The organism is Bacillus sp. SSR7 (genome assembly GCF_055902415.1).
Window position 1 is genome coordinate 795,263 of the sequence record NZ_JBVVXV010000001.1, and the last position, 16,104, is coordinate 811,366.

The window sequence follows — 16,104 nt, forward strand, 5'->3', positions numbered from 1 at the left end:
AATTCATCATATCACGCTCTATTAATAGGTGCAAAAGAAAGATAACGATGATTTCATTTTTTTGTAGGGATTTCACAAATCCCTTCGCGGCAATGTCCAACTGGGACCAGCTTTCTATTGTTAGCGATATAATCGTATACTTTACTTCCAAAACCAAGTACGATAGATAGCTTTATAAAAGGTACGGCAAGCCAATAAGATGGAACGGCCTTTGCTAATACATGTATGCTATGAATGCCGTCATACCATTTATTATTTTTAAAAATATACAATCTTTGTTCCATCTTACTTTGTAGTTCTTGAGAAAGTTCATACTTCTCAACTACATCTTCATCTCGAAATGAAACAAATTTCATCTTACCCTTTTTATCTAATTTTTTCGTACGTTCTGCAACCGCCGTACACATCGGACACCAACTATCATAGAAAACAATCATACATTATTCCCCTTTACGAGACTCCGTCATTTGTTTCCATACAGAACCTTTTGCTTCTTCGCCGCCTTCAATACGCTCTAATGCTAAGCGCGATTGCATAGCTACTTCAAACTCTGGATCATCTTGCGCTGCTTTTAATGCAGGAATCGCACTTTCGTCTCCTAGTTCAAATAAGAACATCGCTGCACGCCAGCGAACTAATTTACTTGGATCTTTCAGAGATTTAATCATAACGAACATCGCTGCTGGATCACCTACATCTGATAAGCAATCGCCCGCTGTACGGCGAACACTTACTGAACGATCTAATAACGCTTTATATAATAACGGCAATACTCCATCACCTTTTACCATACCTAAATAAGCTGTTGCTAAACGGCGGATTGAAACTTTTTCATCATCTAACGCCATCTTCAACACTGGAATATCTTCTTCTGTAGGATCCATTTGTTCTAATGCTGCAAAACGATTTTTCCAGTCCGCATCTTTCATCATCTCTTCTGTTACTTTATATGGCTCACGCTTTTGAATCGTTACTTCAACAGCACCTGCTTGGTTTAATAATTCTTTAACCGTTTCATTTACACGTTCTTCCGGATAAGCAGCAACAATCTCTTCTACTACTTCTTTCCCGATTTCTTCAAAATTACCGTAACGTGTACTTTGTTCCACCCATTTACGCTCTTTTACAACGTTTGGTGCAGACATTTGTACTTTCATAATGGATTCTTTAAAACGATCTGGTAAACCAACACGTTCTTCCGTCGTTCCATCTGTTAACTTTACTTGCATTGGAATTGTAAAGAACATTTGAACAAACACCTTCACTTCTCCAAAATGAGCAAGTTGTTGTTCTTCACTTTCTTCTACTACTTCTTCGCCGAAAACAGCACGAACTTGTTGTAATAAAACTTTCCAGTCATACTTTGCATTTCGCTCGACTGCTAAAAAGTCAGCTACATGATACACACCTTTAATACCTTCAATTTTCAAAATTTCTTGCACTTGCATTGGTGCTTGTTCTTTATTTTCATTTGTATAATTATTACGTGCTCCTGATGGTAATACTTCATTCAAAATAACTTTCATTGTATTTGGACTTGGCGTCGGTTCAATTGCTTTAATCTTCACGTAAAAACTCTCCTTTATTGCGTGTTCTTAGGTGTATTGTAACATGTTATCACTCTATACTCCTACTGGGATGCTTAATTTTACTACTTTCTTCCCGCTACCATACTATTTTATTCTATTTACATTTCAAATTAGGAATGAGGTTTTAAAAGCTTTCGTTTCCGATGATTTTTATTTTTTATCCATTTCTTGAGGCATCGCCAGTATTTTTGAAAAAACACGCTAAGCAAAAAAATATAATAAGCTGGTCATATAGATAACTTATGTACATAATTTTCGTTATCGGTAGCAACAAAAAGGAGGATTCCTTACGCTCCGAAGGGATCCTCCTTTTTTATTTTCTATCACTTGATTCATCTTTTTATACATTCCTATCCTGTAATGGGTTTTACGGTTCTCGTTTGTTACTGGATTAGCCAAAAAACGTCATAACATTTTGTATACTCTTTACTTGTTTTTTCAAAAAAGCTGGCGGTATCCCTTCTTTAAGTTTATTAAAATACTTTCCACAATTTTTTCCGAAGCTATTACTTAAAATCACCTTTTATTACGATGCCCCCTCCCGCCTTCTCTCCAAAAAGGTAATACTCTCAATCACAACTTCCGTTCTATATACTCTCTTGCCTTGCTCATCATCGTAGTTACTCGTCTGAATACGCCCTGTAATCCCAACAAGAGAGCCCTTCGTACAATATTCAGTTACATTCTCAGCCGATTTTCGCCATATGACACAATTAATAAAATCGACTTGTTGTTCACCTAAACTATTTCGAAAACCTCTATTCACTGCAACACATACTCGTGCATACGCAACACCTTGCTTTGTGTAGTATAATTCTGGCTCCTTTGTCAATCTACCGATTAATACAACTCGATTCATCATAAGTTATACCACCTCTCATATTTTTCTTCATTGTAAAGAAAAATGTGTGAAGGGTAAAAAGCTTAAAATAATATACTTTATAATAAAAAATATATTTTTATATCTTATAAAAACAAAAAAGAAACCGTACATCCTTTAAACATGTACGGTTTCAAAAAATTATACTTCACTGCATGAAATGTAATATCCTCCGCGGGCCATCTTGATTTCCGCACGATATAATACTTCTTCTAAGTAAAAAGTTATCGGTTTTACTTTACTCTCAAATTTCAGTTGTTCATTACATTCAGCTGCATAACTTTCAATAGCTGAAGTAATAACTTCTCCCGGTGGATACGTTAAAGCATCATCTAGTTCTATGAAAAAACTTTTAGAAAATAGTTTTTTCATAATCCCTTTCTTCTCTTTCATCATATTCCATCCCCTTCAATTTAAGGTTACCAACATCCATATTATACCACATCATCAATTTATCTTTGAAAATAAAAAAATCCTGCATTTTTCACGCAGGATTTTTTTATTAGTCATTTTTCGTAAAGTAAGAAACGAAACGAAGAATTTCTAAGTATAACCATACTAATGTAAGCATTAGTCCCATTGCAGTGTACCACTCCATATATTTCGGAGCTTGACTACGTACACCATTTTCGATTAAATCGAAATCTAGTAATAAGTTTAATGCAGCAACTACGATAACAACTGCACTAATAATAATACCGATTGTACCACCTTGGTGAATGTACGGAACAGTTACACCGAACATGTTTAGTAGAAATACGACTAAATACATAACCATAATTCCAAGTGTTGCTGCCATCACGCCTGTACGGAATTTATCCGTTACTTTTACTACGCGTGTTGCATATAACACTAACATCGCAAATAGAATTGAGATTGTTAGTAATACAGCATTTAAAACGATAGAATCGCCAAACTTCATTGTATAAACAGCTGAAATACTACCTAATACAACCCCTTCTACTGCCGCATAGATTGGTGCACCAAAAGGTGAAATACGCGGGAAGAACATAGACGCAAATGCGATGATTGCCGCAACGATTAAAGCGCCAATTAATACTGGCATCTTCATCGTACCCTCTATCATCTGTATGTATGAATAGACAGACGTTGCAAGTAGCAAGATAAGCATAATAAACGTTTTGCCTACTGTTCCGCCAATAGTCATCGCCGAAGCACTTGCTCCTTCTTTACGGAATGCCTCTTTTTTCAACATTGGATTAGATGTTCTCATTTTTTCCCTCCTAAAATAGGTTCTACCAATAGTGTAAAGTTTTTCTCTTTACTTTTCAATATATGCAGCTTGTTTTTATTTTAATCCTTCAACAATGTCGGATAGTTCACTCCATCTTTCCATCGTTTTTTCTAACTCTTCTTCTGTTTTTTGTTGTGCTTCAGACAATTCTTGCGCTTTCGTAAAATCAGAACCAACATTCGCAAGCTCTTCTCCAATTGATTCTAGCTTTTCTTCAAGTTCCGCAATTGTATCTTCAATTGTTTCCCATTCGCGCTGCTCGTTATATGAAAGTTTACGCTTACGTTGTTGCTTCGGTGCTTCTTCTACTACTTTTTTCTCTTTCTGCACTTCCGCTTTCTCAATAAGTTCTCTCGTTTTTTCCATTTCTAAGTAATCCGTATAACTACCTAGAAATTCGCGCACTTCTCCTTCTCCCGTAAAGATGAACAATTCATCTACTACTTTATCTAAGAAGTAACGGTCATGCGATACAGTTAAAACGACACCTGGGAAATCTTCTAAATAATCTTCTAACACAGTTAATGTTTGTGTATCTAGATCATTCGTAGGCTCATCCAGTAATAGTACGTTCGGTTCTCCCATTAATATACGTAATAAATATAAACGTCTTCTCTCGCCACCAGATAATTTGCCAAGCGGTGTACCATGTGAATGCGGTGGGAATAAGAAACGTTCTAACATTTGAGACGCACCAATTACTTTTCCGTCTGTCGTATGAATGACTTCCGCGATTTCTTTAATGTATTCAATCATACGTTGGTTTAAATTCATTTCTTCATTTTCTTGCGTATAGTAAGCAATTTTTACTGTTTGTCCAACTTCAATTTCACCACTATCAGGAGATATTTTACCTGCAAGCATATTTAATAGCGAAGATTTCCCGCTCCCATTCGCTCCAATAATTCCGATACGATCGCCTGGTTTCACGATATGATTGAAGTTGTTTAATACTGTTTTATCGCCAAATTTTTTCGTTACATCTTTTAACTCAAGTACTTTTTTCCCAAGGCGACTACCGCTAAGCGCAATATCAACTGACTGTTTTGCAGCTGGCCCTTCTTGACCTTTTAACTCTTCAAAACGTTGAATACGTGCCTTTTGCTTTGTCGAACGAGCTTTTGCACCACGGCGAATCCACGCTAGTTCACGGCGATATAAGTTTTGACGTTTTGATTCTTGCGCAAGTTCTTGTTCTTCACGAAGTGCTTTCGCTTCTAAAAACGTACTGTAATTTCCTTCATAACTATACAATTTTCCATTATCTAATTCGAAAATACGATTCGTCACACGATCTAAGAAATAACGATCATGGGTTACAAGTAATACCGCACCTGTGTACCTTGCTAAATATTCCTCTAACCACTCAACTGTCTCATGGTCAAGATGGTTCGTAGGCTCATCTAAAATTAATAGATCCGGTGTTTCAATAAAACACTGCGCCATCGCAATACGTTTTTTCTGCCCACCAGATAAATTTCCAACAGTTGCTGTGAAATCCGTAATTCCTAGTTTCGTTAATAACGATTTTGCATTCGCATTTGCTTCCCACGCACTCATTGCGTCCATACGTTGTTGCACTGCAAATAATTGTTCCTGTACCTTTTCATTACTTGGATCTTTTTCGATATGTAATAGCGCCTTTTCATAATCACGAAGAAGACGAATTAAAGGTGTATCACCATGGAAGACTTGCTCTAATACTGTTAATTGTTCATCAAACTCTGGTTGCTGTGATAAATAACTAATTGTATATCCACGTGAATGAGTCATATCACCTGTGTCAGGAATTTCTGCCCCTGCAATAATTTTTAATAAAGTTGATTTACCAGTACCGTTTACACCGATAATTCCGGCACGTTGTCCTTCTGCAATACTAAATGATAATCCATCAAATAACGGTTTCTCTCCATATGATTTTGATAAGTTTTCCACAGTTAACATTTTCATATTTGTGCATTCCACTCTTTCATAAATTGTTCAATAAACTGTTCCATATAACGATGACGAACTTCAGCCTCTTGTTTTGCTGCATTCGTATTCATTAAGCCTTTTAGTTTTAAAAGTTTTTCATAAAAATGATTTAAAGATGGGTCATTATTTTTTCTATATTCATCTTTCGTCATCACTTCACGAGGAGGAATAGTTGGATCATACATTAATCTCCCTTTCGCCCCGCCATACGCAAATGTGCGAGCTATTCCAATTGCACCAAGAGCGTCTAAACGATCTGCATCTTGAACAATCTTCCCTTCAATTGACTCCACTTTACCGCCATGACCACCTTTATAAGACATATTGGCGATGATATGAAGAACATGCTTACTGTCCTCTTCTTCAACATGTAACTCTTCTAACCAATCAGAAACTTTTTTCATTCCTGCTTCTTCACTTTCATTTAACTTCTCATCTGCCACATCGTGAAGTAATGCTGCCATTTCAATTATAAAACGATTTCCTCCTTCTTGCTCGGATAAAGAAATCGCCAGTTTATGTACACGCTCAATATGATACCAATCATGCCCACTCGCATCTTTTTCTAAAATATGTTTTACAAAAGTAATTGTTTTTTGAATCTTTTCTTGTTTTGTCATTTTATCTTCACCCAGTTACTTATTGTAACACGCCCGCATTTTTTCATCACATATTTTCTTGTCCGCCCATACACTAGGTGGTAGGCATCATCATGAAGGAGGAATAAACATGTTCTATAATAATCAACCGCCTTACCCACAACAACCATTTTACCCTCAGCAACAAGAACAAAGATATACAGAACAATATGAAGAACAAGAGTTACAACAGCAAGAGCAACAATATGAACAAAATCCATACGTAACACCACAAAAACAAGGACCTGAATACCCTCAAAACCCTTATGACACACGTCCAAATTTTGAATATCCTAAAAATCCATATGCAGAATCACAAAATCAGGAACAACAATTTCAACAAAATCCATATGTAGCACCACAGAATCAAGAACAACAATTTCAACAAAATCCATATGTAGCACCACAAAATAAAGAACAACAATTTCAGCAAAATCCATATGCAGCACCACAAAATAAAGAACAACAATACCAACAAAACCCATACCCAACTCAACCACAACAACCGCAATACCAACAACAAATGTATCAACCAAACTATGACGCACGTGTCTCACCACCTAAACCACCAACAATCGATCCAACTCAACCACAAATTTTACCGCCTGGACCAACATTAGATATTACACAACCACAAATCTTACCACCTGGACCAATTACAGAACCGACACAACAACAAATTCAGCAAGTTGTCGGCACACAATTTTTGCCTTTAAAGAAACCTGTACTAGATTTCGTAAAACCTTGGGTAGATTACGGTTTAAATGAAGCAAAACATACATCTCACGAACACGCATTAACAGAAGTTGCTGCGATTATGTTTTTAGTTGGGAAAGGATTTAATCCGACAATTGCGCATTATATTGTAGAATCTTGGGAGAAGAATGAGCAGTTTTAGGGTTGTTTATTTTTTATTAAATAAAACTATAAAAGCGTCACAAGTGCCTGTTATACAAGCATTTGTGACGCTTTTTATTTGTTATATTATATTCTACTTCAAAAGGGTATTTCATATTTTTTACGTGTTTTTATATTATTTGTGAGCAAAATGTGAGCAAATAATAACCTTTTAATTAAACTGTATTAGCTTGAATTCTAATTTAAAACGATTCTTTTAACATAAATTTCTACGATAAATCTTGAATTATAATCATTTTGATAAATAGCTATTACCGTTCTCATTGTTGAACTTGCGTACGGAAAATATACCTTCCTATTATATAGTTTCATTTCGTTTCATAAGTCTTATTAAATACTTGTTTATCTGATAAGGTTTTTCCACGATATCACTACTTGTTATTAATTCGTGGCTGTTTTTATTCTTGATATTAAGACTGTTTTTGTGAGCATTTCGTATAAGTGCGATTTAAGGGATTAAAGCTATTTTCAAAGACGACATATCAGCGATAATTTATGTCTATTCTTTTTAAGTGTTAGCAAGTTCGTTTGCAAACTTGTTAGCACTTATACATAATTTTTTACTCTAATAAAATAACATGTTCCAAATCATACAAATTTGCTTTTGGTTTGGCATAAATGATTTGAGTAAGACCATATTTATCTGACTCTTGATTCACCACTTCTGCTACTTCAAGACCAGATATTATCTTCGTACTTAGACTAGATGTAACAAATTTATCACCTTTATTAATTTTTTCAGCCTTATCTTTTGGGATGTTTTCAATTTTAAGAACTTTCTTCTTCTCATCGTACCCTGTAACAAACCCTAGAATAGATTGATCAGTTTGCAATGTTACTGCCAAACGATTCGTTCTTTCATCTTTAGACATCAAATTTACGATAGAGGTAAACTGCTCTTCACTTTCTACCTTCCCATTAAAACCGTCTGTTGTAATTACAGACATGTCACGCTTTATACCATGTTGTGCCCCTTTATCAATAGCAACCCGATCATACCATTTGTCCAACGTACGATTTATTACAGTAGCATTCATAAATTTATGTGTTCCCTGTTCCTTTAATTCTTTATTCTTATTGTATAGTTTTTCTAAATTCTCTTTATCATTTTTCAACATATAAATTCGTGCATTTACTACTTCATACTGCTGTAGTCTCTTTTTTAAAAGTCTATTCTCTTCATATATTTGATGAGTTTCTTCGATATTTTTAGAGACGTTTTTTATATAATTATTATTCATAAAAAAATACACTACAGTTAATATAGCCGCCATAATTAGCAAAAGTAACACTATTTTACAACTTAACATTCTTCTAAACATCATAATTATTCCTTTCTTGTATAATCAATATAAATTTTAATAGGAATAACTAAAGAGTATATTAAGATTTAATAATTTTTATATAAATATTATTAAGGTTTTCTTCCCTATAAGCCCTACTATACACGGCCATTAACTACTCAAATTCCAAAAACGTTATCTTTTCTGTAGAATTATAGGAAAGGATGGTGTTTTTAATATGAATTTACCGATTATTGACGAACTAGAATTTTTTCTAAAGAGCTGCAACGATATATGTCACCACAGAAGTGCTGTTCCTTTTTATTTTGCTCTTATATATTTTTAATCACATACATCTTCACAAACACATAAGATTGTTATCTTTAGAATAAGCAGTTAGCTTTTACTAACTGGGCTTTTATATAAATTAAGATCGTCACTTGAATTAGAAAAATGAGGTTACATCCTATAACTTTTTTCAGACTATTTCATATTCCATTTTCGAAAAAAGTGCTCTTCATTACTGGAGTTGGTTGATGGTTGTAAAAAGAACCACCTTTTTATTTATGACAAAATAAAATTTTTTATAAAAGACATACAATTAACAAACATGACTACATATGATATATTGCATCCTCTCTTTTTAGACTGAATAATCTTTACAAAAGGGCACTTTCCTAAGTGCTCTTCTAATTACATACCAAATAGTTTTTTGTTTAAAATAATGGCTACAGAACAATTGGACACATTCTCCAATTTATTTACCTCTAGATCCATGTTAAAATCGCTTGTGAGTATGACATAACTTATCCTAGTCAAGCACTGAAACATTTCATGCAGGGCTTCTTTTTTCATCAAGCCGTTATTTAATTATACTGACTAGCTTGACGTACAAAGTAACGTTTTTGTTCAATTTCTTGAAATTCATATATTTTTATAATCAATAATTATTTATACTATTAAAGTCCCTAACAGTTATTATTATAGTATCGACAATTGCAATAACTTTACTTCCAACTTAATAATACTTCTCGATTTTCACCCCCTTGAAGCGCAGCTTGGGGTTGATTCAATTTTAATAAAGGTTTTGTATCAAAATTGCACCACCATTAAAAACATAAATACAATGTCGTGTATTCTTTTTCAATGTATGTTTAGATGAAAGAGCACTTTTCAGGGTGCTCTTTCATTTTTAAAAGGATTTTGTTTAAAATATAAAAATAAAAACATATTTAGTTAAACCACTCATATATTTTTATAGTGTTGTCATTGGCATAATGGAGTGCTCTTCAGGCACTCCTATTTTTTTGATTACTAAATAACTAATTTGTTAAAATGAACACTTTATATTTTATAATTAAAATTTTTCAATATAAATGCAAACTGTTATCATTTTCTTTAGAGCTATATCAATATAAAAAATCACTGTACAGTGTCTTTTCTTTATGCAGAAGTAAGCTAAAAAACTTTATAAAAGAACGCCAATTTATTTAAAGTAAGAACAAACGTCATTTTATTTGGATAGGAATTGCACTTGCATAGCAACGGCATTGACTTCAGCTGTATTTCAGAAAAGTATATCCCTTCAATCAAAAAAGCCAAATTCTAATGCGTGACTATACAATAGAAGAATTTCCGATTGTTTTACTAGAACATATTGAAGAAGTTTGGTATCAACTTAGAAGACAAAACAAGTTAGTTCGGCTGTCTTAAGACAAATTCGTTAGCTATCAAAAGTAATGATTAACTGGGAAGCCCTCACTTCAAACAGTCCGTTAGGACGTTAAGTGGCGGGTAGCTCCCGGAAGCATTATCTGCTCAAGTGTCCATTTTATTCAATAAAAAGAAAGCACCTGTGCTAGTAGGGACTCCTTTAATGTGATAAGTAGTTTTCAATTAGCATTAAAATAAATTACAAACCTGTAAGCCTGTCCTTCTATCCAATATATGCTTGTCCTTCTCAAAAAGTGAAAACAAAAGAGAGCACTCTCACAATAAGTGCTCTCTTTTGAAAAAAATAGGGGAACAGGTTGGATACCGTTCAGTATCATTATATGATGATTCTCCCCAACTATAACTAATATATCTATTAAAATCGTTTAATGTGTAATTTTTATATAACAAAGAAAAAAGCATCTAGTATAGATGCTGTTTGTTATCTTTTCTCTTTTTTGCATTTGCAATTATAATCAGTTATTGTGCATTCTGCCCTATTGTAATTGCAAAAAGCTAAAAAATCTGATAAGACCGCGAGACTTTTTTGAAAAAACGCTCTACAGTCATATGATCTTTTCTTTTTTATTAGTAAAAGTTGATTGTAACCCCATCCCCTACTGTCCCAGAGATACGACATAGATATTCCTCATTCCCTTAACTTTTACATATGTTTCATCAAATCTTCAGGAATTGCTTGTTAATTTAAAATGGATATTGATTAAATCTTTTTCCATAAATCAATGCTTACTTACTTTATTTTTTGCATATAAAAGGTTAAGAAGCTGCATATATTCATCTTCTTGTCCAATATCAAATCGTTTACCCTCAATCATTTTTCCATATACTTTTTTAGTCATAATTAAAGAATGTATCGCATCTGTTAATTGATATTCCCCCCCAACACCAGGTTGAAGCTTTTTTAATAATGGAAAGATATCCGGTGTGAAAACATATCTACCAATTACTGCGAGATTAGATGGAGGGTTTACTTTTGGTTTTTCAACAATATTTGTAACATCTATACAATCTTCTCTTACAATATTCCCTTCAATAATACCATACTTTTCTACACATTCATTTGGTACCCTATGAATGCCTATTACACTATTTTTCTTCTTTTTATAAATTTTAATTAACTGGCTTAAAGCGGTTTCTTTATCTGAAACTACAATATCATCTGGTAAGAGTACAGCAAAAGGTTCATTACCAATAAATGTTTCACCTAATTTTATCGCCTCACCAAGTCCTTTCGCATATGGCTGTCTTATATAATGAATTTGAACCTTAGGGACAGTAAGCTCTTTTAACAGATGAGGTTTTTTCTCTTTTTCCAAAAAAGCCTCCAATTCTAATGATTGATCAAAGTAATCAACTATTAAATCCTTTCTACTAGAAAGTACAATTAATATTTGCTCAACACCTGACTTCACAGCCTCTTCCACAATATAATGAATCGCGGGTTTATTACCTATAGGAAACATTTCTTTTGGAATTACCTTTGTAATTGGAAGGCTCCTCGTGCCGTAACCAGCTGCTGGAATAATGGCTTTTTTAATCACTAATCTCTCTCCTTCAATTGTTTATAACAATGTATTCAGCACCCTCTGTACCTGCGCATAATGAAATCAAAAGAGGCCTTTACCTTCTGCCTACTTTCATCGCTTATATGAATAGGCCCTTTTACTTGTCACCAATCCAACTTGTCCATCAATATAATGTTACAACTAGTACTAAGTTTAGAAAGGTGAGTAGCATATGAAGATATGTATTATAGGCTCTGGTTATGTTGGTATTACATCAGCAGCAGTATTAGCAGACTTAGGTCATGATGTTATATGCGTAGATAAAGATCCAGATAAAATTTACTCTCTCCAAAAGGGAGAATGCCCCATTTATGAACCCAATTTAAAAGAACTTATTCACAAAAATCGAAAACGATTACAATTCAGTTGTGATATTGATAGTGCTATTCGACAATCGCCCATTATTTTTATTGCTGTAGGGACTCCCTCTACATCAAGTGGAAAGACGGATTTAAAATATATCTATTCTGTTATCGATCTACTAGTTCCAGCTATAACATCGTATAAAAGTATTATTATCAAAAGTACAGTTCCACCAGGTACAAATCAAGAAATATGTGAAAAACTTATTAAATCTGGTGTTTCATCATCCCTATTTAACATTGTTTCTAATCCTGAATTTCTTCGTGAAGGTTCTGCTGTTCGTGATATGCTCATCCCAGATAGAACTATTATAGGAATCCAAAAAGGTGACACAAAGTCTTTAAAAATTATGCAGAATATATATAAAGGAATTAGTGCTCCTTTTGTTTGTACTGGTCTAAATGAAGCAGAGATGATTAAATATACATCCAATGCATTTTTAGCTACAAAAATCTCATTTATTAATGAAATCGCTCGGATTTGTGATGCATATAACATTGATATTCTTGAGGTAGCAAAAGGAATTGGCCATGACTTTCGAATTAACCCTCATTTTCTCCAGGCGGGAATGGGATATGGAGGATCATGCTTTCCAAAAGATTTACATTCACTCATCTATACAGCAAATGATAGGCACGTAGCAGTTCCTATCTTAAATGCTGTACAATCCATTAACTCCACACAAATAGATCTCTATGTTGAAAAAATTCAAAAAGCTATAAAAGAACCCTTTTCAAAAAAAATAACGGTGTTAGGAATTTCCTTTAAGCCAAATACTGATGATATTCGTAGCTCCCTTGCCGTAATACTTCTTGAAAAATTAATTCCTCATGGCTATGATCTACATGCTTATGACCCAAAAGCTCTTCTTCCTTCACATTTAAAAAAACAAATTACACAGCATGGTAACCTAGAATCTTCAATCACAAATTCTGATTGTATTATTATAGCAACGGAATGGGATGAATTTACAACACTTAATTGGAAACAAGTCAAACAAGTTATGAAGGGATGCACAATCGTAGATGGACGCAATTGCATTGAAAAAGATGAAATAGAAAAATACGGATTACAATATATTGGAGTGGGTCGGTCATGAAAATACTTGTAACGGGAGCCGCTGGTTTCATTGGCTCACATTTGTGTCAAGCGTTACTTAAAAATAGTGCATATCATGTAGTTGGAATTGATCATTTCATCGGTCCTACTCCAGCTACTTTAAAGACAGATAATATACAATCTCTCAAATTGAATTCGCGTTTCCAATTCATACAAGAAGATATTTTAAATACAGATTTATCGAAACTATTAAAAGATATAGATGTTGTTTATCATCTAGCTGCTATTCCTGGTGTGAGAACAAGTTGGGGAAAAGATTTCCAGCCTTATGTTTCAAATAATATAATGGCTACACAGCAGTTGCTTGAAGCCTGTAAACACATAAAATTAGATAAATTCATTCATATATCAACATCTTCTGTTTATGGTGAAAAATCCGGCGCAGTTTCTGAGGATTCATTACCTACGCCCCTCTCTCCCTACGGTGTTACCAAATTAAGTGGTGAACACTTATGTCATGTTTATCACAAAAATTTTCACATACCAATTGTTATTTTAAGATATTTCACAGTTTATGGGCCAAGACAGCGTCCTGATATGGCATTTCATAGATTAATTAAACAACTGCTAGAAGATAAACCTCTCACAATATTTGGTGATGGCACACAAACACGTGATTTTACCTATATTGATGACTGTATACGAGGAACAGTAGCCGCGTTAGAAGCAAAAAAAAATATAGTAGGTGAAGTTATAAATATCGGTGGAAAAGAACAAGCATCCATTTTAGACATCATTTCTATGTTGGAAATAATATCAGGGAAATCAGCAAGCAAAAAGTTCCTAAAATCAGTTCCTGGGGAACCGAAGCAAACATGGGCAAATATATCTAAGGCCAGTACATTACTGCAATATTCTCCAACAGTTTCTCTATCCGATGGGTTGGAAGCAGAATTTCATTATATAAAAAAACTATACAAAGGGGATTAGTTTATGAAAATTGCATATATATGTACAGAAAAATTACCATCTCCGGCAATTAAAGGTGGAGCAATTCAAATGATGATTGATGGAGTGTCCCCCTATATAAGTCAAGATTATGAACTTACTATTTTCTCAATTTCAGATCCAAGTCTTCCAAATCAAAAAACACAAGATAATGTCAATTACGTGTATTTTCCTCAAAAAGAATATGAACAGCATGTTATAAGAACACTCCAAACCAATACTTTTGATATTATACATGTCTTTAATCGACCCAAAAATATACCTCTATATAAACAAGCTTCTCCACATAGTAAATTTGTATTAGGTCTTCATAACGACATGTTTGCTGAGCATAAACTATCCATTTATGAAGGCAATCTTATTCTTGAAATGGTTACCGCCATCGTGACCGTTAGCAACTATATTAAACAAACTGTGATTGAAAGATTTCCACAAGCTGAAGAAAAGATTTCTATTGTCTACTCTGGTGTAAATTTAAAACAATCCCCCTCCATCTGGACACCTACAGGACAAAAGATAAGAAATGCATTTCGTACAAAATACGGTATCCAAGATAAAAAGGTGATTCTATTTGTTGGCCGATTATGCAAAAATAAAGGACCTGATTTACTCATTCATGCTATGAAGAAAATTATTCAAACACATAAGGATACGGTACTTGTAATTGTGGGTGGTAAATGGTTTAGTGATAACCGAGTAAATAAATATGTTAAAAGGCTATATAAAATGGCTAGGCCAATTAAAGAACACGTAATTTTCACCAAATTTATTCCTGCAGATCAAATTCATAATATTTTTCTAATGGGGGATATATTTATATGTAGCTCACAATGGAACGAACCATTAGCACGTGTTCATTATGAAGCAATGGCTGCTGGAATCCCAATTATTACAACAAATCGTGGGGGAAATGCTGAAGTTATAACAGATGAATATAACGGCTGCCTAGTAGAACAGTATAATAATCCAATGGAGTTTGCCAGACTTGTCCACGCTTTGTTATCCCAACGAGAATTTGCGCAATGGATTGCTGAAAACGGAAGAAAGGTTGTAGAAGAAAACTTTACATTTAAACATACAGCGACAAAACTTGATCAGGTATATAAGCAAGTCGCAGAATCTGCAAATCAACCTTCTAAAAACTTATTACGCCCTCTCAAAATTCAAATCATTTAAACTACCGGTATTATCCATTTTCATTCAGGTCCACAAAATTTAAACATAGAGCTAAATAGAATTAAATATTTTTGATACAAATAAAATTTTCTTTCCGTACAAAGTTTTTATAGGGTAAACTCAATGGAGTAAGAATGATCCATTAATCTTTTCCCCGTTTCTTTTACAAGATGATTTAATATAGCAAGGAAACAATTAAATACAAAATAACTACAAATAATTGTTCTCACAATTAAAATTTTTTATCCTTGATTCGGCCAAATGCAAATTTGTATACCTTATCGACTAATATGGATTGTATCTCGTTTCCTTGTGAAATTTCTGTACTATAAAATAAAAATATAGGCTAATGCCTACCTAGGGTCAACCTCTTCCTATATTTAGAAGTTCACATTTTTAACTATTATGTATGTAGAGAGCAAAAAAACGCTTGGAGAAGCCAAGCGTTTTTAAGTATCAATTATTTTATGCGTCTTCTTCTTCGTCTTCTTCATCTTCTTCTTCTTCTTCTTCTTCTTCTTCTTCTTCGTCTTCGTCTTCTTCTTCGTCTTCTTCGTCGTCTTCTTCGTCTTCGTCCTCTTCTTCGTCTTCTTCGTCTTCTTCTTCGTCTTCGTCTTCGTCCTCTTCTTCTTCTTCTTCGTCCTCTTCTTCGTCTTCGTCTT

General features: G+C 33.8%; 14 protein-coding genes and 1 pseudogene. 5 read left to right on the forward strand and 10 right to left on the reverse strand.

Going from position 1 to position 16,104, the window contains the following annotated elements; all coding sequences use genetic code 11:
• Positions 1-53 precede the first annotated feature (53 nt).
• The 7 genes from AC0NJG_RS03905 to AC0NJG_RS03935 all read right to left on the reverse strand — a co-directional run bounded on the left by AC0NJG_RS03905 (position 54) and on the right by AC0NJG_RS03935 (position 6,318).
• On the reverse strand, positions 54-437 hold the full coding sequence (locus AC0NJG_RS03905; RefSeq protein WP_087952364.1) for a thiol-disulfide oxidoreductase DCC family protein: 384 nt from the start codon (positions 435-437) through the stop codon (positions 54-56).
• A 3-nt stretch (positions 438-440) separates the two neighbouring features.
• Complete coding sequence (locus AC0NJG_RS03910; RefSeq protein ID WP_474062866.1) at positions 441-1,568, reverse strand: conserved virulence factor C family protein; 1,128 nt, start codon at positions 1,566-1,568, stop codon at positions 441-443.
• A 547-nt stretch (positions 1,569-2,115) separates the two neighbouring features.
• Positions 2,116-2,451: a single-stranded DNA-binding protein gene (locus tag AC0NJG_RS03915; protein ID WP_074570400.1), complete on the reverse strand. Its 336-nt coding sequence runs from the start codon at positions 2,449-2,451 to the stop codon at positions 2,116-2,118.
• Positions 2,452-2,610: 159 nt separating this feature from the next.
• Entirely contained in the window at positions 2,611-2,865 is a 255-nt protein-coding gene (locus tag AC0NJG_RS03920; RefSeq protein WP_087952362.1) for a DUF4318 domain-containing protein, read from the reverse strand.
• 106 nt (positions 2,866-2,971) lie between these two features.
• Positions 2,972-3,703 carry a Bax inhibitor-1/YccA family protein gene (locus AC0NJG_RS03925; protein WP_001260642.1) on the reverse strand — a complete coding sequence of 244 codons (732 nt, stop codon included), beginning with the start codon at positions 3,701-3,703 and terminating at the stop codon, positions 2,972-2,974.
• Between the two features lie 75 nt (positions 3,704-3,778).
• On the reverse strand, positions 3,779-5,674 hold the full coding sequence (locus AC0NJG_RS03930) for an ABC-F family ATP-binding cassette domain-containing protein (protein ID WP_000783207.1): 1,896 nt from the start codon (positions 5,672-5,674) through the stop codon (positions 3,779-3,781).
• The gene (locus AC0NJG_RS03935) at positions 5,671-6,318 is read right to left on the reverse strand and encodes an HD domain-containing protein (protein WP_087995112.1); all 648 of its coding nucleotides are present in this window, start codon (positions 6,316-6,318) and stop codon (positions 5,671-5,673) included. The genes AC0NJG_RS03930 and AC0NJG_RS03935 overlap by 4 nt, the downstream gene beginning before the upstream one ends.
• Before the next feature lie 109 nt (positions 6,319-6,427).
• Between AC0NJG_RS03935 and AC0NJG_RS03940 the strand changes: the two genes are divergently transcribed.
• Positions 6,428-7,234, forward strand: a complete 807-nt coding sequence (locus AC0NJG_RS03940) for a hypothetical protein (RefSeq protein ID WP_474062867.1) — start codon at positions 6,428-6,430, stop codon at positions 7,232-7,234.
• 580 nt (positions 7,235-7,814) lie between these two features.
• Here AC0NJG_RS03940 and mreC read toward each other — a convergent pair.
• Positions 7,815-8,576: a rod shape-determining protein MreC gene (gene mreC / locus AC0NJG_RS03945; RefSeq protein WP_474062868.1), complete on the reverse strand. Its 762-nt coding sequence runs from the start codon at positions 8,574-8,576 to the stop codon at positions 7,815-7,817.
• A 1,486-nt stretch (positions 8,577-10,062) separates the two neighbouring features.
• Here mreC and AC0NJG_RS03950 point away from each other — a divergent pair.
• Positions 10,063-10,241: pseudogene (locus AC0NJG_RS03950) on the forward strand (Y-family DNA polymerase); the annotation flags it as partial.
• Between the two features lie 749 nt (positions 10,242-10,990).
• Here AC0NJG_RS03950 and AC0NJG_RS03955 read toward each other — a convergent pair.
• Positions 10,991-11,812 (reverse strand): UTP--glucose-1-phosphate uridylyltransferase, encoded by an 822-nt coding sequence (locus AC0NJG_RS03955; RefSeq protein ID WP_474062869.1) that lies wholly within the window; start codon positions 11,810-11,812, stop codon positions 10,991-10,993.
• A 196-nt stretch (positions 11,813-12,008) separates the two neighbouring features.
• Between AC0NJG_RS03955 and AC0NJG_RS03960 the strand changes: the two genes are divergently transcribed.
• From AC0NJG_RS03960 to AC0NJG_RS03970, 3 genes are read left to right on the forward strand one after another with little or no spacing between them, the layout of a single operon-like run.
• A complete protein-coding gene (locus AC0NJG_RS03960; RefSeq protein WP_474062870.1) occupies positions 12,009-13,298 on the forward strand; it encodes a UDP-glucose dehydrogenase family protein in 1,290 nt (429 codons plus the stop codon).
• Entirely contained in the window at positions 13,295-14,248 is a 954-nt protein-coding gene (locus AC0NJG_RS03965) for an NAD-dependent epimerase/dehydratase family protein (protein ID WP_474062871.1), read from the forward strand. The genes AC0NJG_RS03960 and AC0NJG_RS03965 overlap by 4 nt, the downstream gene beginning before the upstream one ends.
• 3 nt (positions 14,249-14,251) lie before the next feature.
• Positions 14,252-15,442, forward strand: coding sequence for a glycosyltransferase family 4 protein (locus AC0NJG_RS03970; protein WP_088327373.1), 1,191 nt, complete (start codon positions 14,252-14,254; stop codon positions 15,440-15,442).
• 465 nt (positions 15,443-15,907) lie between these two features.
• Here AC0NJG_RS03970 and AC0NJG_RS03975 read toward each other — a convergent pair.
• The coding region (locus tag AC0NJG_RS03975; RefSeq protein ID WP_474062872.1) for a hypothetical protein at positions 15,908-16,104 on the reverse strand (197 nt) is incomplete at its 5' end.

Coding starts and splice junctions, on each gene's coding strand:
- AC0NJG_RS03905 (WP_087952364.1), bottom strand. CDS start 437: ATGATTGTTTTCTATGATAGTTGGTGTCCGATGTGTACGGCGGTTGCA.
- AC0NJG_RS03915 (WP_074570400.1), bottom strand. CDS start 2,451: ATGATGAATCGAGTTGTATTAATCGGTAGATTGACAAAGGAGCCAGAA.
- AC0NJG_RS03965 (WP_474062871.1), top strand. CDS start 13,295: ATGAAAATACTTGTAACGGGAGCCGCTGGTTTCATTGGCTCACATTTG.
- AC0NJG_RS03935 (WP_087995112.1), bottom strand. CDS start 6,318: ATGACAAAACAAGAAAAGATTCAAAAAACAATTACTTTTGTAAAACAT.
- AC0NJG_RS03920 (WP_087952362.1), bottom strand. CDS start 2,865: ATGATGAAAGAGAAGAAAGGGATTATGAAAAAACTATTTTCTAAAAGT.
- AC0NJG_RS03930 (WP_000783207.1), bottom strand. CDS start 5,674: ATGAAAATGTTAACTGTGGAAAACTTATCAAAATCATATGGAGAGAAA.
- AC0NJG_RS03940 (WP_474062867.1), top strand. CDS start 6,428: ATGTTCTATAATAATCAACCGCCTTACCCACAACAACCATTTTACCCT.
- AC0NJG_RS03970 (WP_088327373.1), top strand. CDS start 14,252: ATGAAAATTGCATATATATGTACAGAAAAATTACCATCTCCGGCAATT.
- AC0NJG_RS03925 (WP_001260642.1), bottom strand. CDS start 3,703: ATGAGAACATCTAATCCAATGTTGAAAAAAGAGGCATTCCGTAAAGAA.
- AC0NJG_RS03960 (WP_474062870.1), top strand. CDS start 12,009: ATGAAGATATGTATTATAGGCTCTGGTTATGTTGGTATTACATCAGCA.
- mreC (WP_474062868.1), bottom strand. CDS start 8,576: ATGTTTAGAAGAATGTTAAGTTGTAAAATAGTGTTACTTTTGCTAATT.